Below are 25,507 nucleotides of genomic sequence, written 5' to 3' on the forward strand. Positions count from 1 at the left end.
AAGCATCATCCGTCCATTCTCAATAAATTGGCGGATGCTTCCATGGAACAGTCACTCAAACATTTGCGCTTCCCCTTGGCCCTGTTGGCCGTATTGGTGATGAGCGCCTGCGGCAAGACCCCGGACGCTGCCGCCACCATGCCCGCGGCCAAAGTCAGCGTGGCCAAGGTGCTGGAACAACCGGTCAACGAGTGGGACGAATTCACCGGGCGCCTTGAAGCGCCGGAAACGGTAGAGATTCGTCCACGGGTTTCCGGGCAGATCGATGACGTGGCTTTCACCGAAGGCGCGCTGGTCAAGAAAGGCGATCTGTTGTTCCAGATCGACCCGCGTCCATTCCAGGCTGAGGTCCGCCGCCTCGAAGCCCTGGTTGCGCAAGCTCGCGCCACGGCCACCCGCAGCGAAAACGAATCCCAGCGCGGCGAACGCCTGCGCACCAGCAACGCGATTTCCGCTGAACTCGCCGACTCGCGCACCAGCGCGGCTCAAGAAGCCCGCGCCGCCGTCGGCGCCCTCCAGGCACAACTGGACCTGGCCAAACTGAACCTGAGCTTCACCCGCGTGACGTCCCCGATCAACGGCCGCGTCAGCCGTGCGGAAATCACCGCCGGCAACCTGGTGACCGCCGATACCACCGCGCTGACCAGCGTGGTCTCCACCGACAAGGTCTACGCCTACTTCGACGCCGACGAGCGTGTGTTCCTCAAATACACCCAGCTCGCCCGCCAGGGGCAACGCGGCGCAACCACGCCGGTTTACCTGGGCCTGTCCAATGAAGACGGCAACCCGCACCAGGGCCAGATGAACTTCGTCGACAACCAGGTCAACCCGAAGACCGGCACCATCCGCGGTCGTGCGGTATTCGACAACAGCGACGGCACCTACACCCCGGGTCTTTATGCGCGCCTGAAACTGGTGGGCAGCGGCACCTACTCCGCGGTGTTGATCAACGACGAAGCGGTCGGTACCGACCTGGGTAAAAAGTTCGTGCTGGTGATGGATGCCGACAACAAAACGGCTTACCGCCCCGTCGAGCTGGGTCCGAAAATCGAAGGTTTGCGCATCGTGCGCAGCGGCCTGAACAAAGACGACACCATCATCGTCAAGGGCTTGCAACGGGTTCGCCCTGGCTCACCGGTCACCCCAGAAGTGATCCCGATGGCCAGCAAGGAAACCCTCGCGGCCCTCGCTCAACAACGACAAGCGCTGGAAGCCAGCAACCTGCCTCAAGTCGCACCTGCCAAGGTCGCGCCGGGCACGGTTGTGAAACTGGCTGCTGCGACTCCACGCGGTTAAGGGACAATTACTCCGATGAATTTTTCCCAATTCTTCATTTCACGGCCGATCTTTGCAGCGGTACTGTCGCTGCTGATCCTGATCGCCGGCGCCATCTCGCTGTTCCAGTTGCCGATCAGCGAATACCCGGAAGTGGTGCCACCGACCGTGGTGGTCCGTGCCAACTTCCCGGGCGCCAACCCTAAAGTCATCGGTGAAACCGTGGCCGCTCCTTTGGAGCAAGCCATCACCGGCGTCGAGAACATGCTGTACATGTCCTCGCAGTCCACCGCTGACGGCAAGATCACCCTGACCATCACCTTCGCCCTGGGCACCGACCTGGACAACGCGCAGGTGCAGGTGCAGAACCGCGTGACGCGGTCCGAGCCGAAACTTCCCGAGGAAGTGACACGTATCGGTATCACCGTCGACAAGGCATCGCCCGACCTGACCATGGTTGTGCACTTGACCTCGCCGGACAAACGCTACGACATGCTCTACCTGTCCAACTACGCCTTGCTCAACATCAAGGATGAGCTGGCGCGTCTGGGCGGTGTCGGTGACGTGCAGCTGTTCGGCATGGGCGATTACTCGTTGCGGGTATGGCTCGATCCGAACAAGACCGCTTCGCGCAACCTGACCGCCACCGATGTGGTCACCGCGATTCGTGAACAGAACCGTCAGGTCGCCGCCGGTGCCCTGGGCGCTCCGCCTGCACCGAATGCCACGGCGTTCCAGCTGTCGGTCAACACCCAAGGCCGTCTGGTTTCCGAGGAAGAGTTCGAGAACATCATCATTCGTTCCGGTGAAAATGGTGAAATCACTCGCCTGAAAGACATCGCTCGCGTCGAACTCGGCTCCAGCCAATACGCCCTGCGCTCGTTGCTGAACAACCAGCCAGCAGTGGCGATTCCGATCTTTCAGCGCCCTGGCTCCAACGCGATCCAGATCTCCAACGACGTTCGGGCGAAAATGGCCGAGCTGAAGAAGAACTTCCCGGAAGGCATGGACTTCAGCATCGTCTATGACCCGACGATCTTCGTGCGCGGCTCCATCGAGGCGGTGGTTCACACCCTCTTCGAAGCGCTGATCCTCGTTGTGCTGGTGGTGATCCTGTTCCTGCAAACCTGGCGCGCCTCGATCATCCCGTTGGTGGCGGTGCCGGTTTCGCTGATCGGTACGTTTGCCGTGATGCACTTGTTCGGCTTCTCGTTGAACGCCCTGTCGCTGTTCGGACTGGTACTGGCCATCGGTATCGTGGTCGACGATGCGATCGTGGTGGTGGAGAACGTCGAGCGAAACATTGGGCTGGGATTAACGCCCGTAGAAGCCACCAAGCGTGCGATGCGTGAAGTAACCGGCCCGATCATCGCGACGGCACTGGTGTTGTGTGCGGTGTTTATCCCGGCCGCGTTCATCTCCGGCTTGACCGGACAGTTCTATAAACAGTTCGCCCTGACGATTGCGATTTCGACCGTGATCTCGGCCTTCAACTCGCTGACCTTGTCGCCGGCGCTGGCCGCCGTGTTGCTCAAAAGCCATGACGCACCGAAAGACCGTTTCTCCAAAGTTCTGGACAAGATCTTCGGTGGCTGGTTGTTCCGTCCGTTCAACCGCTTCTTTGACAAGGCCAGCCATGGCTATGTCGGCACCGTGGGCCGGGTTATCCGCAGCAGCGGTATCGCCCTGCTGCTGTACGCCGGCTTGATGGTGTTGACCTTCTTCGGTTTCTCCAGCACCCCGACCGGTTTCGTACCCGGCCAGGACAAGCAATACCTGGTGGCCTTCGCGCAACTGCCGGACGCCGCGAGCCTGGACCGTACCGAAGACGTGATCAAGCGCATGTCCGACCTGGCCCTGAAACAGCCTGGTGTGGAAAGCGCGGTGGCCTTCCCGGGCCTGTCGATCAACGGTTTCACCAACAGCCCTAACGCCGGCATCGTGTTCGTCACCCTGAAGCCGTTCGACCAGCGTAAGGACCCGAGCATGTCCGCCGGTGCGATTGCCGGTGCATTGAACGGCCAGTACGCCGGGATTCAGGAAGCCTATATGGCAATCTTCCCGCCGCCGCCGGTACAAGGCCTGGGGACCATTGGCGGTTTCCGCCTGCAGATCGAAGACCGGGGCAACCTGGGCTATGACGAGCTGTACAAAGAAACCATGAACATCATCACCAAAAGCCGCAGCGTGCCGGAACTGGCCGGTCTGTTCACCAGTTACACGGTGAACGTGCCTCAAGTCGATGCCGCCATCGACCGGGAAAAAGCCAAGACCCACGGCGTGGCCGTCAGCGACATCTTCGACACCCTGCAGATTTACCTGGGTTCGCTGTATGCCAACGACTTCAACCGCTTCGGTCGCACCTACCAGGTCAACGTTCAGGCCGAGCAGCAGTTCCGCCTCGAATCGGACCAGATCGGTCAGCTGAAAGTGCGTAACAACCGAGGCGAGATGATCCCGCTGGCGACCTTCATCAAGGTCAGCGATACTTCGGGCCCGGACCGCGTGATGCACTACAACGGCTTCATCACCGCTGAAATCAACGGTGCGGCAGCCCCCGGCTACAGCTCCGGCCAGGCCGAGAAAGCCATCGAGAAACTGCTCAAGGATGAACTTCCGAACGGCATGACCTACGAATGGACCGACCTGACCTACCAGCAGATTCTGTCCGGCAACACGGCCCTGTTCGTGTTCCCGCTCTGCGTACTGCTGGCGTTCCTGGTGCTCGCGGCTCAATACGAAAGCTGGAGCCTGCCACTGGCGGTGATCCTGATCGTACCGATGACCCTGCTGTCGGCCATTACCGGGGTGATTGCCTCGGGCGGCGACAACAACATCTTCACCCAGATCGGCTTGATCGTACTGGTGGGACTTGCGTGTAAGAACGCGATTCTGATCGTCGAGTTTGCCAAGGATAAACAGGAAGAAGGCCTCGGCCCGCTGGCAGCGGTACTGGAAGCTTGCCGTCTGCGTCTGCGGCCGATCCTGATGACCTCCTTCGCGTTCATCATGGGTGTTGTGCCTCTGGTCTTCTCCAGCGGTGCCGGTGCCGAAATGCGTCATGCCATGGGTGTGGCGGTGTTCTCCGGGATGCTCGGGGTGACCTTCTTCGGTCTGTTGCTGACGCCGGTGTTCTACGTACTGATTCGCAACTTTGTGGAGCGCGGTGAGCAACGCAAAGCGGCCAAGGCGCTGAAATTGGAAAAGCAACTGGAGGCGCAACAATGAGCCTGAAAGCCTTCCTGCCGAGCCTTCTGGTACTGGCACTGAGTGCCTGTGCCGTCGGCCCGGATTACAAAACCCCAGCCACCGAGGCGGCCAACATCACGGCCGCCACCGATGGCAGCGCCGGTCAGAAGAACTTCGACCGCGCCCGTTTCGAAGGCATCTGGTGGCAGCAGTTCGAGGATCCGACCCTCAATCAGCTGGTGACGCAATCCTTGCAAGGCAACCGTGATTTGCGCGTGGCCTTTGCCCGCTGGAAAGCGGCCCGGGCGATTCGTGATGACGCCAGCAATGACGCCATGCCGACCATCACCAGCCGCGCCAGCAGTGATTTGGCCAAAGGGCAGATTCCCGGCCAGACTACTAAACGCGTCAGCAGTGAACGCTATGACCTGGGCCTGGACATGGCCTGGGAACTGGACTTGTTCGGTCGCATCCAGCGCAACCTGGAATCCAGCGACGCTGAACAGCAGGCGGCCGAAGCCGATCTTTACCAACTGCAAGTCACCATGATTGCCGAACTGGTGGACGCCTATGGCCAACTGCGCGGCGCGCAGTTGCGGGAAAAGATCGCCCTGGCGAACCTGAACAACCAGCAGGAGTCGCGCAAGATCACCGAAAGCCTGCGTGATGCCGGTGTCGGCGATCAACTGGACGTGGTCCGCGCCGATGCACGCCTGGCGTCTGTCGAAGCCAGCGTGCCGCAGTTGCAGGCCGAACAGGTGCGTCAGCGCAACCGCATCGCCACCCTGCTGGGTGAGCGTCCGGACAAACTGACCGTCGACCTGAGCCCAAAAGACTTGCCGGCAATCGCCAAGGCCCTGCCAATCGGTGATCCGGGCGAACTGCTGCAACGGCGTCCAGACATCCTCAGCGCCGAGCGCAAACTGGCCGCCGCCACCGCCCGTATCGGCGTGGCCAAGGCTGATTTGTTCCCACGGGTCAGCCTCAGCGGCTTCCTCGGCTTTACCGCCGGGCGCGGTTCGCAGATCGGCTCGTCGGCAGCCAACGCCTGGGCACTGGGCCCAAGCATTACCTGGGCGGCGTTCGACCTGGGCAGCGTGCGCGCCCGTTTGCGCGGCGCCGATGCTGAGGCCGAAGGCGCGCTGGCGACCTACGAGCAGAAAGTGTTGCTGGCCCTTGAGGAATCGGAAAACGCCTTCAGCGATTACGGCAAACGTCAGCAGCGTCTGATTTCGTTGATTCGTCAAAGCGAATCAAGCCGCGCCGCTGCCGACCTGGCCGATATTCGCTACCGCGAAGGCACCGTGGACTTCCTCGTGCTGCTCGATGCTCAACGTGAGCGTTTGGCGGCCGAAGACACCCAGGCCCAGGCCGAAGTCGATTTGTATCGCGGCATTGTCGCGATCTACAAAGCCCTCGGCGGCGGCTGGCAGCCAGAGACGGTCGCCAGCAAGTAATGATTTAAGAGCCCCTTTGGTTGGCCGCAACCCAACCAAATTTTTTGCCCCGCGCCTCATTCGGTCGCGGGGCTTTTTTTTGGCTGCACACCATAGCGCAAACACCACAATCCCTTGTGGGAGCGAGCCTGCTCGCGATGACTGACTGACAGGCGACTTGATGTTGGCAGACAGACCGCTATCGCGAGCAGGCTCGCTCCCACAGGGGGTTAGTGGGAAGCCTGGTTATTTCGGTGTTCCTCAACGGTTACGGTGGCGGTGGTCCCGGCACGCAGGCGGTTTTTAGCGACATAGTCGGCGTCGATCTGAATCCGCACCGGCACCCGTTGTGCCAGCTTGACCCAGGTGTAACTCGGGTTGATGTTGGCCAGCAGGCGACTTCCCGGGGAGTTCTCGCGGTCGGCAATCGCAAAAGCGATGCTTTGCACGGTGCCGCCGAAAGTCTCGCCGCTCATCAACTCGACCCTGACCCGGTCGCCCTCCTCGATTCGCGGCAGCTTTGTTTCTTCAAAGTAGCCGCTGATATAAAACGAGTCACTGTCCACCAGTGCCAACAACGCCCCCCCGGCAGTGGCGTAATCCCCCTGACGAGTCAGCAGGTTGGTCACGTAACCGCTGACAGGCGCTGCGACCCGCGTGCGCTGCAGGTCCAGTTCGGCCTGGGTCAATGCGGCGATCGCCAGCTGCACATTGGCGTGTGCCAGGCCCAGATTGGCCTGATTGCGCAACAGCTCCGCCTGAGCCACAGCCACTTCGGTACTGGATTTTTCCCATTCTTCGCCGGAGATCGCGAAGCGCTGCTTGAGGGTTCGACGGCGATGCTCTTCGCTTTGCCGCTGCCTGAGCAGCGCTTCGCTGGCGACAATCGTAGCTTCAGACTGGCCAAGCGAGGCTTTCGCGACTTCCACCGAACGTTTGGCATGCTCCACAGCCAGCATGTAACGAGCCGGGTCGATCTCCAGCAACAACTGGCCCTTCTCAACATGCTGGTTGTCTTGAACACCCAGGCTGACGATGCGCCCCGAGACATCGGCGGACAACGTCACCACATCGGCGCGAACCCGTGCATCCCGGGTCCAGGGTGCGCGGGTGTAATGCTCCCAGGCGAACCAGCCGAGGATGAAGGCCAGCAATACCACTGCCAGGGTCGCGAGTCGGGCAAGGATCGTCTTCAAGGCATCAGGCTCCCATCACCAGGATCAGGGTCGCGCATACGCAGGCATATAACGCGCCTTCGAACAGGGCTTCATGCCAGACGAACCGCAGCACGCCAAAGCGGCGCAAGATCCAGTCCAGCAGCAGGAAAATCGGCAGGGCCAGCAGTAAAGCCTGAGCAATCGGCGGCAAGTAGACGCCACCCAATTCAAAATCAATGGGCAAGGGCTGGCGCTCCTTCCGTTTGGGCGGGTTGAAAGTATTGGCGATGTCGCTCCAGAAACGACACCACGATCAACAATGCCACGCGCATCCTGAATACCGACCACAGGTGTTCATGAACGTCCAAATGCAAGTCGTCCATTTCATCGCCCAAGACACGCAAGTTTCCGAGCAGCTGCTCGAGGTCAATCCCGGGGCGCCCGGCGATCAATCGTCCGGTCTCCCGGACGGCAGCCAGCAAACGGTTTTGCTGGTCTGTGCTCAGCAACGTGTTGCTTTGCCCCTGTTGCCTGAGCTGGTTCAAAGCCACACCCAGTGCCATACACCCGAGGCTGACTTCGAACAGCTCGCTGGAATGCTTGTCGTTGGTAGCCGGCAATAGCCCCAGCATCATGGTCAGGCGATCGACCATGCGGCTTTCAAACGCAAATTGCTGTTCATCGGTGGCCGGCGTCTTCAGCAAAGCGTAGACCTGCTCGCAGTTTTCATTGAACAGCCGGTGTATCCGCAAAACGGGCCTGAACGGAAAGATCAAGGCGTAGACACTGAGCGCCAGCGCGGTTGCGCTGATATACGCACCGGCAAACTCGAACCACGCAATGGCACTGTTTTGGCCAACTCCTGCGTTTTGCGGGCCCAGCAACAGCATTGTCGTCAGTCCAAGACCAATGCCTGTGCCCGTGGTTGACGGACTGGACAGCCCCACCGCGACGGCATACAGCAATGGGGCAAGCAACAAGGCGAGTAACTCGAAGTCACTGATCATCGGTACCAGCATGAACAGATAGAGCGCCGACACCACCAAGGCCAGACCCAGCCCCCTGGCAAAGCTTTGCGCGGCCAGCAACGGCCGCGGAAAAGTCGCCATCAGCGAACAGAGAATCCCCACCACAATCATGCCGCCACGGGCACCATCCCAAGCGGTCTCGATCCAGATCAGACCGGCCACCAGCAACGCGGCAAATGCCCGGATTGCATTCATTGCCGCTAATGTGAAGTCCAGATGCAGCGGATTTTCCTGGCCACGGAACACGCAACTGGCTTCACGCCCTTCCTGGATCGCGTCGCTCAGTTCCAGAACCTGCCCCAGCTGCTCTAACATCCGTGCCTGCTCCCAGCGCAGTGCCCAGGCCAATGAACGCAGGGTGGCAGGCATCGTCTCGGTGAGTTGTTCGGCCTTGTAGGCCTGGTCATCGAAGCGCTGTTGCAGTGCGGCGAAATGGTGCCGTGCCTCGCTCGACAGTGAACGCCCTTGCAGGGCCAACTCATCGAGAAACGCCAGTTCTTCGGCGCGCAAACGTTGTATCTCTTCCGGCAACGCGCCTTCCCAGCGTTCAGTGAGCAGTAGCCGCTGGTGACGCAAGGCCGTCAACCGCGAAGTCAGCAGCACCAGTTGATTGCCCAGCAGTTGCACCAGACTATTGGCGCTGCGCAACCGTGGCGCATCGTAATATAAATGCCGACGTACCCCCTCCAGAGCGCTGATTGCACCGAGCAGCTGCATCTGCCGCCGATGGAAATCGGCCTCACTTTCTTCGGTTCGGATGACGGCGGCAGCGTGGGTCGCGAGCAGCTTGATGACCTGATCGATCTTGGCGAAGTAATCCCGCGCCACAGCTTCCGGCCGCGCCGTGAGAAGGCTGACCACGCACACGCAAGCCACCGCCAAAAGCGTCTCGGTCACACGAGTGACCGCCAGCAGAAACGTGCCGTCCTGATCGGGCACCGCCAGCAGCGCCACGACTACCGCCGTGTACCCGCTCAGAACAAATGCCTGGGAACTGGTGTAGCGCAACAGGGTGCCGCCGGCGGTACAGAATGCCAGCCACAAGGCCAGGGTGATGATGAAGGGCAGCGGCGCCTGGTGAAAGATCGCCATGATCAACACCGCCACCACCGCTCCGAACGTGGTGCCGATGACCTGGCCAAAGCTTCGGGCCAGGGCCATGCCACCCAATGGTTGGCTGACAATGACCACTGCCATGATCGACCACTTGGGTTGCTCAAGGTCGAACAGGAAGGCCAGATACAGCGTCAGCAGGCCGGCCACAATGGTCCTCAGGGCGAACAGCAGTACCTCTCGCCCAGGGTTGAGGATCGCCTTGAAGTATTGAAGCAGCGGTTGCATGGGGGCACTCATCGAGTCATCTCCTGCAAGCGTAGTCATTGCTTCAGGGCCTCGACAGGTTTCAGTGTCGACAAAACCTGTAGGTCGATTCGCCGATGGGCACGCTTATTTTGATAGACCCTGTCGATTACTCTGTCAGCCATACCAATTGGAGAACGATCTGCCATTGTGCGTACGCTGGTGCGCGAAGTGCTGGCAGCGCTGGGGCACACCGATTTGCCACCCGCTCTCGAACCCGACGACTACGTGCTGAATTGAGTCAGGGTTTGACTCACAGCCCTGCCTGACCGAAGCTGGTGACTTTGCAAAAGCCCGCCAGCTCCCGGATTCCTGCATGCCTCAGTCCCGCCGCTATCTGCTCCTCAGCCTCTGCGTACTGCTTGCCCTCGCCCTCGCCTGGTTTTTCCTGCGTAGCACGACACCTGTGGTGCCGGAGGCAATCAGGCGCGGCTACAGCGAAGCGCTGACCCAGGCACGCGCGGGGCAACCGGGAGCGGCGCGGGTCCTTTACCAGCAATTGAGCCGCCCTGACCTGTCAGCCAAGCGCCGCGTCTGGCTGCATGCCGAACTGCCCAACTACCCCAGCCCCCAAGCTCTGAAACTGGCGGATGCGGACCTGCAACATCCATCGGCGGATGTGCGCATCGCGGCCATCAAAAGCGTCGGCGGGCTGGTGCCCAATGGGCAACGCAGTCTGTTGCTGGGGCCCTTGCTCGATGACAGCGACCAAAGCGTCCGGTTTGCGGCGGTCAACGCCTTATTGGGCCTGTCCCCGGATGAGCTGGGGTTGTATTTCGGGCCGTTGGAGCAAGCCATCGACGCTTGGGAACAGGTCCTCAAGCGTCAGCCGCAAAGCGCTGAAACCCAGTACCAACTGGCGCGTCTGCATTTGCACAATGCCGAACTGAAGGACGCGCAGCAGGCACTGGAGCGCACCTTGCAACTGGCGCCCGGCAACCTGCCGGCGCTGGTGATGCAGATCGAAGTGCTGGATAGACAGGGCCAAAGCGATGCCGCCAGGCAGTTGTTGGCGAAGCAGTTAAAGGCCCAGCCCGATTCGGCCTACCTGCAACATGCGTTGGGGCTCTGGCTGCTGCACCACGGGCAAAGTGAGTTCGCCCTGCTCGGGCTGTCCAAAGCTGTGGAACTGGAGCCGGACAACAAGGACTACCGTTACGACCTGGCCACCACGCTGCATGGCGAGCAGGAGCTGGAAGCGGCGCAGAACCAGTTGCAGGAAATCGTCCAGCGCCACCCGGCCGATCGCAAGGCGCGCGTGCTGCTGATCAACTACTGGAAGGAAAGCGGGCAGTTGCAGAACGTGCAGATCCTGTTGGCGCAGCTGGAGCAGCTCAATCCGGATGATCCGGCGTTGCAGCAAGGGCTTTAGATCAAGATCAAAAGATCGCAGGCTGCGCCAGCTCCTACAGGGCCGTGCGGTCAGGATTGATCCGTGCGACGCAGCCTCAGGAGAGCATCTCCTGCATGATCTGCTGCAACACATCCAGATCGAACGGCTTGCCCAGGATTGGCGCTTTGCGGGTGATCGGGCTGTCGGTCTCGCGGATTTCCTGCGGGTAACCGCTGATAAAGATCACCTTGAGCTCCGGTCGCAACTTCACCGCAGGTTCGGCGATCTGTACGCCAGAAATTCCGCCCGGCAGGCGGAAGTCGGTGATCATCATGTCCAGGTGCGGCTTGCTCGCCAGAATTTCGAAGGCTTGCTCGCCGTTTTCGGCTTGCAGCACCCGATAACCCTCACCCGACAAATAAGCAGACAACACCATCAAAATCGAAGGGTCGTCCTCGACGATCAGTACCACATCTTGCGCATCTTCACTCATGGAAAGCCTTTGTTCGGTCAATTGCTGCTGATACGACCGTATGGTCACACAGAGGTTGCGTTTATCGGGCTGTTTTCCTGCAGCGGCAGACAAACGCGAAACAAGGCGCCTTCGCCAATCCGGCTCTCGACAGTGATGGAGCCGCCATGGGCGGCGACAATCTGCTGCGAAATAAACAGCCCCAGGCCCAGGCCCGCCACAACGGTCTTGGCGGAAACCCGCTCGAACTGCTGAAAAATGCGCTGCTGATTCTCTTCACTGATCCCGATACCGCGATCCTGAATCTCAACCCGCGCTTGCCCGTCGTGATTGTACACGCGTACGTCGATCGGATTCCTGGCGCCATAACGCAACGCATTGGTCAACAAGTTGGAAATCACTTGTTCGATACGGAACTCGTCCCAGCTGCCCACCACAGTCTGGTCGGCGGTCAAGGTGACCGATGAGGCTGCGGCCTCGACCTGGGGTGCGAAGTTCTGCAGTAGATTCTTCACCAGTTGCACCAGGTCAAACCGACTGGGGCGGATCGACAGCTTGCCGGTGCGGATCCGTGACACATCGAGCATGTCTTCGATCAGGCGGATCAGGCTTTTGATCTGCCGCTCGTCGCGATCGACCATGGCGTGCATCTTGTCCAGGGTGAACGCCGCGGCGTTCGCCCGCGCCAGATGCATTTTGCGCAGCTGGGTTTCCAGAATCAGGCCATTGAGCGGCGTACGCACCTCATGAGCGACGATGGACATGAAATCGTCACGCATGCGCACCGCTTGCTCCAGCTCATTCCGGGTGGTTTGTAACTGTTTGAGCAGCGCCTCCTGCTCACGCCGACTTTGCTCCAGCGCTTCGACCTGCTGCTTCATCGCCTTGCTCTGGCGATACAGGTCGACGAAGACATTGACCTTGCTCTTGACCGCGTGAACATCCAGCGGTTTGTACAGGAAGTCCACGGCCCCGCTTTCGTAGCCCTTGAACGCGTAATTCAGCTCGCGGCCGGCCGCACTGACGAACACAATCGGGATGTTTTTGGTTTTTTCCGTGCCGCGCATCAATTCGGCCAGTTCAAAGCCGTTCATGTCCGGCATCTGCACATCGAGAATGGCCATGGCGAATTCGTGTTGCAACAACAGCGACAACGCTTCGTCAGCGGACAGGGCTTTATAGACGATACGGTCCTCACGCCTGATCAAGGCCTCGAGCGCCAGAAGGTTCTCCGGCAGGTCGTCGACGATCAGCAATTTGGCCTGAATGTTACTTGGCATGCGATTCGTTCCAGCTCGACAAGCAGACGGCCGAGGCGCCGATCACGATGACCTCTACAGAAGACAAACCTGCACTGTTCATGATTTGCGGTAGATCCGCTCTGGTTTGACCAACGGATCAAACTGATTGCCGTAAGCCGAGAATTCCAGGGTTTCCTTGCTGCCCAGTGCCAGAAAACCCCGGTGACAAAGGGATTCGTGAAACAAGCCAAAGGCGCGATCCTGAAGTTTTTTATTGAAGTAAATCAATACATTACGACACGAAATTAATTGAGTTTCCGAGAACACACTGTCGGTGGCCAGGCTGTGATCGGCAAAGGTCACGTTGTCACACAGGCTCTTGTCGAAAATGGCGTAGCCATAGGCCGCCGTGTAGTAGTCGGCGAACGAACGCTGACCACCGGCCTGCTGATAGTTGTGAGTGTAGGCCCGGACATTCTCCATGGAAAAAATCCCCTGCCTGGCTTTATCCAGCGAGCGCGGGTTGATGTCAGTGGCATAGAGGATGGTGCGCTCCAGCAAGCCTTCTTCGCGCAGCAGAATCGCCATCGAATAGACCTCCTCGCCGGTGCTGCAACCGGCGATCCAGACCTTGATCGACGGATAGGTCTTGAGCAGTGGCACCACTTCCTGACGCAGGGCGAGGAAGTGTGAAGGGTCGCGAAACATTTCACTGACCGGGATCGTGAGCAATTGCAGCAGTTGCATGAACGCGGTCGGGTCGTGCAGGACCTTCTCTTGCAGCGCCGAAATGGTATTGCACTCCAATTGGCTCAACGCATGACTGACCCGACGCTTGATCGACGCGCCGGAGTAATCGCGAAAATCGTAGCTGTACTTGAGGTAGATCGCCTCGATCAACAACCTCAACTCGATTTCGGGATTGCGCTCCATTAGATGCGTTCCATCTTCGGTAACCACACTCTAATCAACGAAAAGAGGCGATCCAGGTCGATGGGCTTGGCCAGATAATCGTTTGAGCCGGCCTGCAAGCAGCGCTCCTGATCGTCCTTCATGGCCTTGGCCGTCACTGCGATGATCGGCAGCTTGCGCCAGCGCGGGTCCTTGCGGATTTCGAGGGTGGCTTCGAAACCATCCATTTCCGGCATCATCACGTCCATCAGCACCAGGTCGATGTCCTCGACTTCATTCAATCGCTCGATCGCTTCACGGCCATTGCGGCCAATGACCACGACGGCGCCCTTTTGCTCCAGTGCACTGGTCAGGGCGAAAATGTTGCGTACATCGTCATCCACCAGCAGCACTTTGCGCCCCTCGAAGACCTTGTCGCGGCTGCGGGCGGTCTTGAGCATCGTTTGGCGTTCATGGGACAACCGCGATTCGACTTTGTGCAGAAAGAGTGTCACTTCATCCAGCAACCGCTCGGGCGAGCGCGCGCCCTTGATGATGATCGAACGTGAATACTTGCGCAGCTCGGCCTCTTCGTCCCGGGTCAGGTTGCGCCCGGTATAGACGATCACCGGCGGGAACGAGCAGATATCCTCGGTGGACATGCGCTTGAGCAAGTCGTTGCCGAGCATGTCCGGCAGCTTCAGGTCGATGATCATGCAGTCGAAAATCGTGGTGCGCAGCAGGTCGAGTGCATCCTGCGCCAGGCCGACGGCTGTGATCTCGATGTCTTCGTCGCCGATCAGTCGGGCGATGCTGTCGCGCTGCACATCATCGTCTTCGACCAGCAATATGCGTTTGACCTTCTGGGTCAGCCTGGCTTCGAGGCGGGCAAACACATCCTTGAGTTCCTCGCGCGTGGTCGGCTTGATCGCATAACCGATGGCGCCCATGTGCATGGCGGTCTCGACGCGGTCTTCGACCGAAATCACGTGAACCGGAATATGCCGGGTTTCGGCCTGTTCTTTCAGACGCTGCAATACCGACAGCCCGGAATGATCCGGCAGGCGCATGTCCAGCAGGATCGCATCGGGAATGAATTGCCTGGCCAGGTCGTAACCTTCGTCGGCGCCGTGGGCCACCAGGCACTGATAACCCAGTTCATGGGCCAGATCGTAGAGAATGTGCGCAAAGTCCGGCTCATCTTCCACCACCAGGATGCAACGAGTGGCGAATGGCGCGTTGTTGCGATCATCGTCGAAGCGCGGAATGTCGACGTCGGCAACCAGCGGCACAGGCGCGGCAACCTCGGCGCTTTTCGATATAAGAGCCGGCACGGCCACCGGTGTGGCTTTCATCGTTTCGACAGGCGTATCGCCCGGTTCGACGTAGTGCTGCGGCAAGACCAGGGTGAACACGCTGCCCTGCCCAGGCGTGCTGGTCAGGCTGATGGAGCCGCCCAGCAACTTGGCCAGATCACGGGAAATCGACAGGCCCAGGCCGGTACCGCCGTAACGACGGTTGGTGGAGCCATCGGCCTGACGGAAAGCTTCGAAAATGCTTTCCTGCTGCTCGGGAGCAATGCCGATCCCGGAATCGCGGATGATAAAGGCAATGCCGTCGCCCGGCACAGCGGCGACGCTCAGGCTGACGGTGCCCTTTTCGGTGAACTTCACCGCGTTGGACAGCAGGTTCTTGATCACTTGCTCCAGACGCTGGCGGTCGGTGAACACCAGCAGCGGCGCATCGGCCTGCAACTGGACCTCAAAATCCAGTTTCTTGTCTGCGGCCAACGGCTGGAACATGCCATGCAGACCTTCCACCAGGCGCTCGACGCTGGTGTTCTCCGGACGCACGTCGAGCTTGCCGGCCTCGACCTTGGAAATGTCGAGAATGTCGTTGATCAGGTTGAGCAAGTCGTTGCCGGCGGAGTAGATCGACTCGGCGAACTTGACCTGCTCGGCGCTGAGGTTTTCCTGCGGGTTTTCCGCCAACAGTTTGGCCAGAATCAGCGAACTGTTCAGCGGCGTGCGTAGCTCGTGGGACATGTTCGCGAGGAATTCGGACTTGTACTTGCTGGAGCGCTGCAACTCTTCGGCACGCGCTTCGAGCTCAACCTGGGCCTGATTCAATTCGGTGTTCTTCAGGTCCATGGCATCGCGTTGCTCGGCCAGTACCTGCGCCTGTTCGGCAAGTTGCTCGTTGGTTTGCTCCAGCTCGATTTGCTGAGCTTCCAGGTGAGTCTGGGACTCCTTGAGAATCCGCGATTGCCCTTCCAGCTCTTCGTTGGCGGTCTTGAGCTCTTCTTGCTGAACCTGTAGCTCTTCGTTGAGTTGCTGGGTTTCGGCCAGCACCTCCTGCAAGCGCTGGCGATAGCGAGCCGCCTCTATCGAGGTGCCAATGTTGGCGCCAATCAGTTCAAGCAGTTCGACGTCACGATCCGTCAGCGGCCGCAGGAACCCCAGCTCAATCACACCGTTGACCCGGTCATCGTCGCTGGTCGGCGCCACCAGCACGCTATGTGGCAAACCTTCGCCCAGGCCGGAGCTGACTTTGAAGTAGTCGCCCGGCACGTCATCAAGACGAATCAGGCGCGCCTGTTGCGCCACCTGGCCGACAATGCCTTCACCACTGTAAATCTGCTGTTCAAGCGCCTCCTGTTCCCGGGAGAAACCATAAGACGCAATGCGCTTGAGGCCACCATGCTCCTCACGGACATAGATCGCCGCGACGGCAGTGCCCAGATATTGTGCGCAGAACTGCAGAATGTTGCGCCCCAACAGATTGAGGGATAACTGCCCCAGGACTTGCTCGGCCAGTTCGGTCTGGCCGTTGCGCAACCAGGCTTGCTGCTCCAGGCGCTGGGCGCTGGCCTGTTGCGCGGCGAAGTTGGCACTGTAGCTCTGGGACAGGTTGAGCAAATCCCGGCGGCCAATGTAGGCCAGCAACCCGCTGATGCCGGCCACGAACAACAGATAAAGGGCGATGCTCCAAATCGTGGTACGACGCACTTCCTCGTTGCGCGTGGCACGCAACTGCTGCTCCATGTCGATCACGTCTTCGAATTGCTTGCGAATCTCATCGGTCAGCCGCTTGCCGCGTCCGGCCTTGATTGCGCTGCGGTAGTCACCGCTTGCGCGCTGCAAATCGATCAACGATTGCGCGTAATTGGCCCATTCCGTGTGCAAGGCCTGGAGCCGGTGCAGGCGGTCGGTCTGGACCGGGTTGTCTGCGGTCAGTTCGAGCAAGGTATTGAGGGCGACCTCTATTCTTGGCTTGGCCGTCTCATAGGGCTCAAGAAAATGCTCGTCGCTACTGAGCAGGAAGCCGCGCATTCCGGTTTCCAGATCAACGGTCAGCTTGATCGCCTCATTGGCATTATTGATCACCCGGTCGGTGTGCTGGACCCACTGGATCACCGACAGCAGGTAGGTGATCAGCGAAATGAAGAAAACCGCGCTGACAACGCCGACACCCAACGGCAGGCTGACGTTGCGGCTCAGGAGTTTACGGAATCGTTGCTCTTCAACCGAAGACGCTGAGGTCATGGGGTAGCCTTGTCGAACTGTTGAAAGCCATCGAGTCTGCCCCAAAACGGCCGAGCCGATCCATTTTTCTGACATGCTTTTCGGCAAAATCCTGCATTTCACTGCCCTGGCGCAAAGGAGCGGCTACTCTGTGCGGCTCTTGTGCGGCTATTGTTTTTTGTAGCGCGTCGGGAACTTGTAGTGATCCGTCACTTACTCCTGCAAAAAACCCGGCGATTTCGATCGACGCCATCGCAAATTCAACTTTTGAGAGCCCCACTATGCCCACCAACGCTTCCACCATTCTAGTCGTCGAAGACGATGCCATCGTGCGCATGCTGATCGTCGATGTGCTGGAGGAGCTGGAGTTCCGGGTGCTTGAGGCCGATGGCTGTGAAAAGGCGCTGGAGTTCATCAACGACGAAGACCAGGACATCGATCTGATGATGACCGATGTCGGCTTGCCGGTGATGGACGGTCGTGAATTGGCCAAGCAGGCGCGCCTGCTGCGTTCCGAATTGCCGATCCTGTTCGCCAGCGGCTATGCCGAAAGCATCGAGGTGCTTGACGGCATGTATTTCATCGGCAAGCCATTCTCTATCGATCAGTTGCGGGACAAGGTCAAGAGTATTTTGCCCTCTCTCCCTTTATTCACGCCTGACCAATAACGCGACTCAAGCACTCGGGCGTTTGCGTTTAGCCTCCTGCCGCTCTCGGAAAGCGATGATGTCATTGACATCCACTTTAGCCGGTGGTCGTGCAGGCGTCGGAGTAGTGTCTGGCACAGGCGGCACGGCTTCCTGCTCGGCCACCGCCTCGTTACCAAAATCGACGCCAGCAAGTCCGTTGATATCAGTCAGCGGCTGGCGGAATTTATTTCCCACGTCTCGACCACCGCCTTTCAATGGATTGATCTCACTCGCCATGATCGCTCGATTGATCGCTTTGGGGTTGGGAGTGAACCTCCCGGTCTTGTCATAGGCGCCGAGAATCAAGGCAGGCGGTAGATCGACGGCATAGTTGATTTCCAAAGGAGGCAGTTGTTTCAACCCGGAGTCGGGGCGAAACGCTAGTTCGGTATTGGCGTACAGATGGAATCCCTCCAACTGACGAGCATCGACGAAATAGGTGTAGCCGCCTTTTTGGCCACCATAGACAAAGGCACCTGCGCCGTCTTTTTTGTAAAAAGCCGAGGTCGAAATCCCGGCGCCATCAAGATCGAGTGCATCGTGAGCACCTCCATAGCCACCTTTGAAGCCGTTGACCTGGTTGAGATCCCTGATTGGTGTGCGTTGGGTAAACCCTTTTTCAAAGATTACCTTCGGGTCGCGCATGTCCCCGCGGAACACGAAACCTTGATAGACAAAACCCTTTTCCGGCCCGGAAAGTCTCACCACCTGTGAGTTCGTCGCGAGGGACTGCGCCACATTAGGCCCGCCCGCCAACTCTGACAGATAGCCTGCGACAAGCACCCCCTTACCTGCCTCCGGTATTTCTTTGCCAGCAGTACTCGTCAACTGATGGCTGATGCTGCCTGCGGGTCTGCGCACCAACGAGGGTCTGTTGCTGCGCTTAAGCGTTTCGAGCACTCGGCGGCTGATGTTTTTCTTGGCCGCGATGGAAAGGGCTTTACCCAAAAGTTTTTCCGCAATGGGGCCGGCGAGTTCAGACAGAACTCCGATCGCTGCGTTGATCCTCAAACGTTCCGCCTCGGAAGGGTCATCAGAGATTTCGGCACGGATCAGATCAGTTGCCGATGCCCCGATTCCCAACAGGAAGGGAATCAGCATACGAATCGGTGCAGACACCCAGGCCGCCGTTCCTCCAGTAGGGATCGAAACCGCGAACGCAATGCATTGCAGCAGATACCCGGCAACTTCCAACGCAATATCGGTCATACGCTCGGCGTGGGTTGATACCAATGTATCGATGTCCGCCAACGCTCGTTCGATCTGCCGGTCGAAAAGGTCTTTGCCAATGTCAGTGCTGGATCGAAATACAATCTCTCGATAGTTTGGGCGCGTCGCGAACAGGGGAAATTCCATTCCTCGATATTTGAAATCACGGATGTAAGGTTTTTGTTGCGCGCTCAACGGAACACCCTTCAGCAGACGCTTTTGCAGTTCCGGATGGTTTTCCAGAAACCTTCCGCGTTCGTCATGCCCGGCGGGAAATTCGATGGCAGCACTGTCTTCGCCCAGAAAAAACAACACGCCGCGACCCAGATTGCTGCGCCCGAGAAACACGGCGTTATCGACCTCAAGATCCGGATCGCTGTGCAAGTTAAGAAGGCGCGCAGGGATCAAGCCTTTGAGATACTCAAAGGCAATCATCCTGTCTTCCATTGAGCGAGCGTCACTCTTGATGAACTCTACGACCAGCTTGTTGAGTTCGGCTTTTTTTAACAGTCGCCCAAAAGCGTGCGCCGCAGGATGCTGTAAGCTTTCGGCAACATACTTTTTGAAGTCAGCCTGATAGTCGGCCCCCTCAAAAGTCTTTACAAGCTTGGCAGGATAGTAGGAAGGCCATTGTATTTCAGAGTACCCACTGTCTTTGAGCACACGATAATGATAGCCGGTGCATAGCTCTGCCAATGTAAATGTTCTCTCCTTCCAGTTGGCGGGATCTTTTTCGGCTTTAAGCATGTCACTGCGATTGGGTTGCTTAGCCTCTATATATTTAATCAGCACTTCTGAATCATGCTTTATCCGCGACCTGTTTTTTTCGTCAGGCACTAGCGCTTGCACAGTCTCATCAATGCGATCACGAATAAAATATGCAGGATCAAAGCTGGCTGGGTCAGCGACGACCGAACAGCCATGCAATATTTCATCACTCAGATCGTTCACATTAACACCATCAACATCTCTTTCATCGAGCGAACCGATTTCGAATGTTCTGGCTTTCGCCATTGGCACAGGCTCTTCCTCCTCCAGATCACTTAGAGGGTCCAGCAGCCATAGAAGCGAATATTGATCTTCGGCATCATCGCAAATACCAGGTAAATCCATTTTCATCACTTATTCCTGCGAGCAGCAACAAAGCACGAACTGCACTTTTCCATTACTGCAAGCCAGGCACAAGCGTAATCATCCCCAACCAAACAATAAACCGTGGAGATGTTATTAATATTTACAACGCAACCAAAAACCTTAGTTGTATTTTTCGATCTGCATGCAATGACGATAAAAAAACGTACTGTTCGCAACCGGCGACAGCGGCGCTTCAGTTAAAAAACAATAACTCAGATTTCCCAACACTTGAAAAATACACTTACACAGAAATTCTTGATAAACGCAAGACAACAAAAGAGGATCCACCAAACATAAAACCCAAAACAAATGGATTTATCATGACCCACAAGCTTGCAAACTCTCCAACTCAAAGATACTTGTCCAGATCTATTCCCTATACCGCCACTCAAGACAATCACATTCAAAGCGACAACAATGAACGAATGGAGGTTGTATATAAGCTAAATCAGCGCAGAGAAAACCTTACCCCGTCGCAAGCAATCACGCTGGAAGGCGCCACCGTCTCCCTGGAGTCCGGGTCGACGCTTGAAGACGCTCTGCAACCCGGCAGGGAACTGCTGAAAAAAATGTCCGAACAAAGGGCCTTCAAAAAACTAATGGCCACCCTCAAATTTCCCGAGCACTCACTATTCGAAGTCACTTCCGAAGGTGAAATAAGCGCAAGGTATTCAGGCAAAACACTTGGCTTTGCGAACGCATTCAAACTTGCACCGGATCTGAAAGATGATCTTCATGCATTGGTTGAAATGGCGCAATTGACCGGTGGTGCCATCTCTCTCGCTGACCACGTCGAGTTGGCGCAATGGCTGAAATTCCATGGTTACACCATTCCCCGAACCGCCGCCGAAGGTTCCAGGCTGACAGCATTCATGGAGTCGAAGCCTCCAGTGAGCCCACCGCTTGGCAACTTTTGGGAAATGATCAAAGCCGGGGGCGACAATTCAGTCACTCTTTCTGCGGTTCAACGCAGTGAGTTCCGCAAACTCATCACCAGTTACATCAAGGATCAGTCGCTACTGGAGCATCTGTCGAATAGCATTTTTGGCGGGCGGTCTACCCCCTTCAAACGCTCGGAGGCTGAGGACGTTCTTGAAAAACTGACGTCCAGTCCCATCGCCTTTGACTGGGCCAACGCCTTCGTGCGGGATCTGGGCTGGTATGGAGCGCAGGAAAACCAACCCCAACCCGATGAGTCGCTCAAGCAAATGGTGCTGACTTCGCTCTTGCTCAATCTTCATCCGGGAGTCGGCGAACAAGAGCCTCGCAATCATGTGGCAGGTTTCAACTTATATGCTGTCGAGCACATAGAGAAATCCTTCGCCGATGTCCAAACGGAATTCGAAAGGCACCTGATCGAGAACCACCGGATTAGCGAAAAAAATGCGGCACTGGCCGCTCACCTGTTGCTGGCAGAAGCAGCACCGGAATTTCTGGTAAGAGATCTGCCTCCCACCCTGTCATTGGGCACGCCGCAATGGGTCGAATTCTGCCGGATCGTCGCGGTGCAGGAAATCATTGCGCCGGGATCGACGCGCTCGATGACTTATGCGCAGCTACACCAACTGTCGAAGTTTGACGGAGTCTGTGAGTCGCGAAAGACGCTCGACGCTCTGGCTGCCGTGGATCCGGTGATTGATTGGGCGTTACTCAACAAAATCGTCACGCCGGATGACGTAGAGAAGTCGGTCACGGACTCGCTTGAAGTGGCATTAGGTGCGTACGCCCGACATGCAAAGACGCTTGCCGAAACGGCCGAAACATTGTCTCGCCCTCTGCCGACTCGCAAAAGCGTCGCACTGGACATCCTCACGCAGGTCGCCAAAGGATGCACCTATCTTGAAAAAGACGTCCTTCACCAGAAGAAGAATCGACCGCAGCAGGACATTTTCGCCACCCCGTTTCCCGTATCGCCCGTAGAACTGCACATGTCCAATGATCTGGCGACCGGTGACTGGGATCTTAAGGATGGCGAAAGCATCTACAGAGCGTTTCCCCACATGCTCCCAAACCTGATTGCTCCTGATGGTGAGTTCTACCGTCAGTTCAATCGCGACTATGTGACCCATGTACAAGCAATGAACATGCATGTGAAGCAGGCGTTTTCATCAATGCCACTGCCCGATCGGACACGCCTGCTAAAAGGCAAGGTGACGATGTTCGCCGTAAGGCCGTCAGTCGCGAAACTCCACTCGATCACCAGCCTTCCCACGAATCCCATAGCGTCGACCATTGACGCGATCCTGAAAGTGACCGGGCGCAAACCGACGGAAAGTCATAAGGAAATAGATGAGGCAAAAGGTCGCTACGGGGTAGTCATCTGTTCACACTTCGAAGGTCGAGTGACGTGTTACGAATTATTCACCTTGCACGGAACCTGCCGTGAAAACACCAGGCTGGCAGCGCTTATCCAAGAGGAAAACCTTTTAAGCACAACCGTTCGCAGCAGTGAGAACAACTACTCCGCTCCCGCGAAGGTGCTTCAGCTACCCACGAACATCGAGTGTTATACCCATGGGGTCACACCCGGCCTCGTCAACATCAGTTCTGGTGTGATCGAAAAAATCGGTGAGTTGTCAGCGCCTCCACTGGCGCCAGAAATCAACGGTTATTACCAGAGTTTCTATTCGACAGAGTTCGACTCATTGGTGAACTTCGTCCTCAAGCACAGGCCAATCGCGACCTACGATGAATTGGTGAGAGAGTGCTGGGGACAGACCAGGATGGAGGCATTGCGCGCAAAACGGGAAAAGGATCTGGATACGTTTCTCAATTTTGTCGTGCCCTTCAAATCCTGTATCGAAGACCTGAGCTCAGACGATCTGGATCGACAATTGCAAGGGGCGGCAGCCTGTACTTTAGAAGCCGCGATGACCGTTTTGTTAGTCGTCGGAGCCGTCGCTCAGATTGCCAGCCTGGCCGCCAAAAGCATGAGCATTGCTACCAAGGCCAGCAAGATCGCTTCGACGGGATTCGGATTGGTAAGTAACCTGTTCAATCCGCTGGACGGAGCATCCGACCTGCTTTTACATGGCGCAAAACTGTTGCGCAAAACGTGGCGCAGCAGCGTGGCCGCCCTGGATAACGCGATTTTCGACGCGCGTAAATGGTCGGGCGTAACGCCACACCGCCAACTGGCCGCAACTGTCGACCCTGACACTATTCGCCTTGGAACCTGGCGTCCCGCGCAAACTTCCCAGGATACCTTCCAGGTATGGGGTATACGCCGTAATGACGAATGGTACGCGCTGAACCGATCGGGCGAGCCTTGGGGAGCCAAACTGAAGGGCTTTGAATTCAAACTTAAACTTTCCACCCCACACTGGCATAAAGTCATGCCTAAAAGCTACGCTCGCACAGTTATCAAGGAAGGTTTACCACTCGCCAGCAGAAGAGTAGACGACGCCATCAACGTATTGAATGACCCAACGCTGATTCAGGAATCGAATGCGGTTCTTGACCTTCTGCTTGCGAATGACTCTGCCGCAACCCGAAGTACTTACCGCGACTACCTGCTTGCAGTCAAAGAAGATCTTTCAAATATCAAACCCGGCAACTTCATCCTCGACAGCGGTAAAGACAGCGACGCAGTAGCCGAGCTGCATTGGGGGCTCTACAACGATTGGAAGACCGGCAACAAGGCGAAAAATACCAATCACGAATTCATCCGGGTATACAGCAACAACTTCAACGAAGCTTATCGCAGGGATCATTTCAACCCAGGCACCACTGCCGATACTTTCGTTCATGAGGTTTTCCACGGCTCGCCGAAAACCAAAGATTTCGCCTACGCCGAACACAGCGGAATATTTCAGCGTGGCTCTCAGCAATTGGACGTAAGTCCGCTTCTAAATCTCGCCAACGGCAAGTTATCCATGGGTCTGCCGAGTTTTCCAAATACCAACTACAACCGCGGCACAGCGTTTAAGAATGCCGACTCGTTTGCATTGACGACATCGCTGCTAAGTCAATTAAAGACCAACAAGCAAGCGTATCAGCAGAATATAGCGACCATGAAAGCGGCACTCAAAAATGCCGACCATGGATACATCAGCGGGCAGACACTGGTAAAAATCAACATTCTTTGAATTTCAGACGTACCGAGTTTCTGAAACAGGGCGCATGCGACCACTACTGTACTGTGGTTTAATTGCGCCCTTTTTTGTCCCCTCGCTTGCTGCAAAGGATCACTGGTCATGACTCAGCCTCCCGTCACCAAAGTCCTGGTCATCGGTTACGTCTGGCCCGAGCCCCGTTCTTCAGCGGCCAGCGGGCATGTGATGCAAATCCTCGAGACTTTTTTGCAGCAAGGCTGGGACATCACCTTCGCCAGCCCAGCAGGCCCCGGCGAGCACAAGGCCGATCTGACCGAGCTGGGCATCCGCGAAGTGCCGATCGAACTCAACAACAGCAGTTTCGACACCTTCATCGGCGAACTGGCGCCGGACATCGTCCTGTTCGACCAGTTCATGATCGAGGAGCAGTTTGGCTGGCGCGTCGAAAAGCGCTGCCCCGACGCCTTGCGCGTGCTAGAGACCTCGGACCTTCAAAGCCTGCGGCATGCCCGGCATCAGCGGCTCAAGGAGCGCTTGAAGGCCAGTGACGACGCCAACGATTTCAGTGAGTTATTCGCCCCTGCATTGCGTGAAGAATTCGAGCTCATGGCCGATACCGATCTGGCGAAACGGGAGATTGCCGCGCTGTATCGCTGTGACTTGAATCTGATGATCTCCGAAGTGGAGATCGAGTTGCTGGTCGAGCAGTTCAAATTGCCCCGCACCTTGTTGCACTGGTGTCCGCTGATGGTCGATCCACCGAGCGTGCCACCGGTAGCCTTTGAACACCGGGCGCACTTCCTGAGCATCGGCAATTTCCGTCACGCCCCCAACTGGGATGCGGTGCTCTGGATGAAGAATACGATCTGGCCGCTGATCCGCCAGCAACTCCCCACTGCGCAGTTACACATCTATGGCGCCTATACGCCGCCGAAAGCCACAGCACTGCACAATGCGGCCCAGGGTTTTCATGTAATGAACTGGGCAGAAGATGCATTGCAAGTCATGTCTGCAGCCAGGGTGTGCCTGGCGCCCTTGCGCTTTGGTGCCGGCATCAAGGGCAAACTCGTTGACGCGATGCTCACAGGCACGCCAAGTGTCACGACACCCATTGGTGCAGAGGGCATGCAAGGCGATCATCCGTGGCCCGGTGCTGTTGCTCAAAGTGCCCAGGCGTTCGCGGACTGCGCGGTTCAGTTGTATAAAAATGAATCGGACTGGAGACAAGCGCAGTTATTAGGGAAAACACTGCTGACCGACCGCTATCAACAATCAATGCATGGCGTGGCACTCGTTGAAAGACTGCGCGATTGCCTACAACGCCTTCCCCAACTAAGACGGGACAACTTCACCGGCAGCATGCTGCGTCATCACTCGCACAAAAGCACTCAATATATGTCGCAATGGATTGAGGCAAAAAACCGAACTTTATAAACCTCAAGCTTCATGACTTACATACTTGGCATCACACCAAACCTGGCCGACACCAAAACAATCAATTAAAACTTCCTGCCT

16 protein-coding genes and 1 pseudogene are annotated in these 25,507 nt (G+C 57.4%); 8 read left to right on the top strand and 9 right to left on the bottom strand.

The window, feature by feature from the left end; translation table 11 throughout:
• Positions 1–42: 42 nt before the first annotated feature.
• The 3 genes from mexE to QMK51_RS14820 are packed head-to-tail and all read left to right on the top strand — an operon-like array spanning position 43 to position 5,921.
• On the top strand, positions 43–1,296 hold the full coding sequence (mexE, locus tag QMK51_RS14810; protein ID WP_320390691.1) for a multidrug efflux RND transporter periplasmic adaptor subunit MexE: 1,254 nt from the start codon (positions 43–45) through the stop codon (positions 1,294–1,296).
• A 15-nt stretch (positions 1,297–1,311) separates the two neighbouring features.
• Complete coding sequence (locus QMK51_RS14815; RefSeq protein ID WP_320390692.1) at positions 1,312–4,503, top strand: efflux RND transporter permease subunit; 3,192 nt, start codon at positions 1,312–1,314, stop codon at positions 4,501–4,503.
• A complete protein-coding gene (locus QMK51_RS14820; protein WP_320390693.1) occupies positions 4,500–5,921 on the top strand; it encodes an efflux transporter outer membrane subunit in 1,422 nt (473 codons plus the stop codon). The genes QMK51_RS14815 and QMK51_RS14820 overlap by 4 nt, the downstream gene beginning before the upstream one ends.
• A 209-nt stretch (positions 5,922–6,130) precedes the next feature.
• On the opposite strand, the gene QMK51_RS14825 is transcribed toward QMK51_RS14820, so the two are convergent.
• Genes QMK51_RS14825 through QMK51_RS14835 form a run of 3 tightly spaced genes read right to left on the bottom strand, consistent with a single transcriptional unit; the run spans position 6,131 to position 9,438 of the window.
• Positions 6,131–7,096: an HlyD family secretion protein gene (locus tag QMK51_RS14825; RefSeq protein WP_320390694.1), complete on the bottom strand. Its 966-nt coding sequence runs from the start codon at positions 7,094–7,096 to the stop codon at positions 6,131–6,133.
• Positions 7,097–7,100: 4 nt separating this feature from the next.
• Positions 7,101–7,301 (bottom strand): DUF1656 domain-containing protein, encoded by a 201-nt coding sequence (locus QMK51_RS14830; RefSeq protein ID WP_038983381.1) that lies wholly within the window; start codon positions 7,299–7,301, stop codon positions 7,101–7,103.
• Positions 7,291–9,438: an FUSC family protein gene (locus QMK51_RS14835; RefSeq protein ID WP_320390695.1), complete on the bottom strand. Its 2,148-nt coding sequence runs from the start codon at positions 9,436–9,438 to the stop codon at positions 7,291–7,293. The genes QMK51_RS14830 and QMK51_RS14835 overlap by 11 nt, the downstream gene beginning before the upstream one ends.
• A 147-nt stretch (positions 9,439–9,585) precedes the next feature.
• On the opposite strand from QMK51_RS14835, the pseudogene QMK51_RS14840 reads away from it, so the two are divergent.
• A pseudogene (locus QMK51_RS14840) lies at positions 9,586–9,684 on the top strand (bestrophin); the annotation flags it as partial.
• A 76-nt stretch (positions 9,685–9,760) separates the two neighbouring features.
• On the top strand, positions 9,761–10,816 hold the full coding sequence (locus tag QMK51_RS14845; protein WP_258695908.1) for a tetratricopeptide repeat protein: 1,056 nt from the start codon (positions 9,761–9,763) through the stop codon (positions 10,814–10,816).
• A gap of 76 nt (positions 10,817–10,892) precedes the next feature.
• On the opposite strand, the gene QMK51_RS14850 is transcribed toward QMK51_RS14845, so the two are convergent.
• From QMK51_RS14850 to QMK51_RS14870, 5 genes are all read right to left on the bottom strand, one after another.
• Positions 10,893–11,270 carry a response regulator gene (locus tag QMK51_RS14850; protein ID WP_320390696.1) on the bottom strand — a complete coding sequence of 126 codons (378 nt, stop codon included), beginning with the start codon at positions 11,268–11,270 and terminating at the stop codon, positions 10,893–10,895.
• Between the two features lie 44 nt (positions 11,271–11,314).
• Positions 11,315–12,529, bottom strand: a complete 1,215-nt coding sequence (locus QMK51_RS14855) for a hybrid sensor histidine kinase/response regulator (protein ID WP_320390697.1) — start codon at positions 12,527–12,529, stop codon at positions 11,315–11,317.
• Between the two features lie 78 nt (positions 12,530–12,607).
• A complete protein-coding gene (locus QMK51_RS14860; RefSeq protein ID WP_258695910.1) occupies positions 12,608–13,423 on the bottom strand; it encodes a CheR family methyltransferase in 816 nt (271 codons plus the stop codon).
• Positions 13,423–16,926, bottom strand: coding sequence for a response regulator (locus QMK51_RS14865; RefSeq protein WP_320390698.1), 3,504 nt, complete (start codon positions 16,924–16,926; stop codon positions 13,423–13,425). The genes QMK51_RS14860 and QMK51_RS14865 overlap by 1 nt, the downstream gene beginning before the upstream one ends.
• Positions 16,904–17,158, bottom strand: a complete 255-nt coding sequence (locus QMK51_RS14870; RefSeq protein WP_320390699.1) for a hypothetical protein — start codon at positions 17,156–17,158, stop codon at positions 16,904–16,906. Before QMK51_RS14870 ends, QMK51_RS14865 begins: the two co-directional genes overlap by 23 nt.
• Positions 17,159–17,186: 28 nt before the next feature.
• Between QMK51_RS14870 and QMK51_RS14875 the strand changes: the two genes are divergently transcribed.
• Positions 17,187–17,573, top strand: a complete 387-nt coding sequence (locus QMK51_RS14875) for a response regulator (protein WP_258695913.1) — start codon at positions 17,187–17,189, stop codon at positions 17,571–17,573.
• A gap of 6 nt (positions 17,574–17,579) precedes the next feature.
• Here QMK51_RS14875 and QMK51_RS14880 read toward each other — a convergent pair whose 3' ends face one another.
• Positions 17,580–19,922, bottom strand: coding sequence for a hypothetical protein (locus tag QMK51_RS14880; RefSeq protein WP_320390700.1), 2,343 nt, complete (start codon positions 19,920–19,922; stop codon positions 17,580–17,582).
• A gap of 335 nt (positions 19,923–20,257) precedes the next feature.
• Between QMK51_RS14880 and QMK51_RS14885 the strand changes: the two genes are divergently transcribed.
• Both QMK51_RS14885 and QMK51_RS14890 read left to right on the top strand, forming a co-directional pair.
• Complete coding sequence (locus QMK51_RS14885) at positions 20,258–24,025, top strand: hypothetical protein (RefSeq protein WP_320390701.1); 3,768 nt, start codon at positions 20,258–20,260, stop codon at positions 24,023–24,025.
• Positions 24,026–24,133: 108 nt separating this feature from the next.
• Entirely contained in the window at positions 24,134–25,426 is a 1,293-nt protein-coding gene (locus QMK51_RS14890) for a glycosyltransferase (protein ID WP_320390702.1), read from the top strand.
• Positions 25,427–25,507 lie beyond the last annotated feature (81 nt).

This window comes from Pseudomonas sp. P9_31, from assembly GCF_034008235.1.
Lineage (GTDB): Bacteria > Pseudomonadota > Gammaproteobacteria > Pseudomonadales > Pseudomonadaceae > Aquipseudomonas.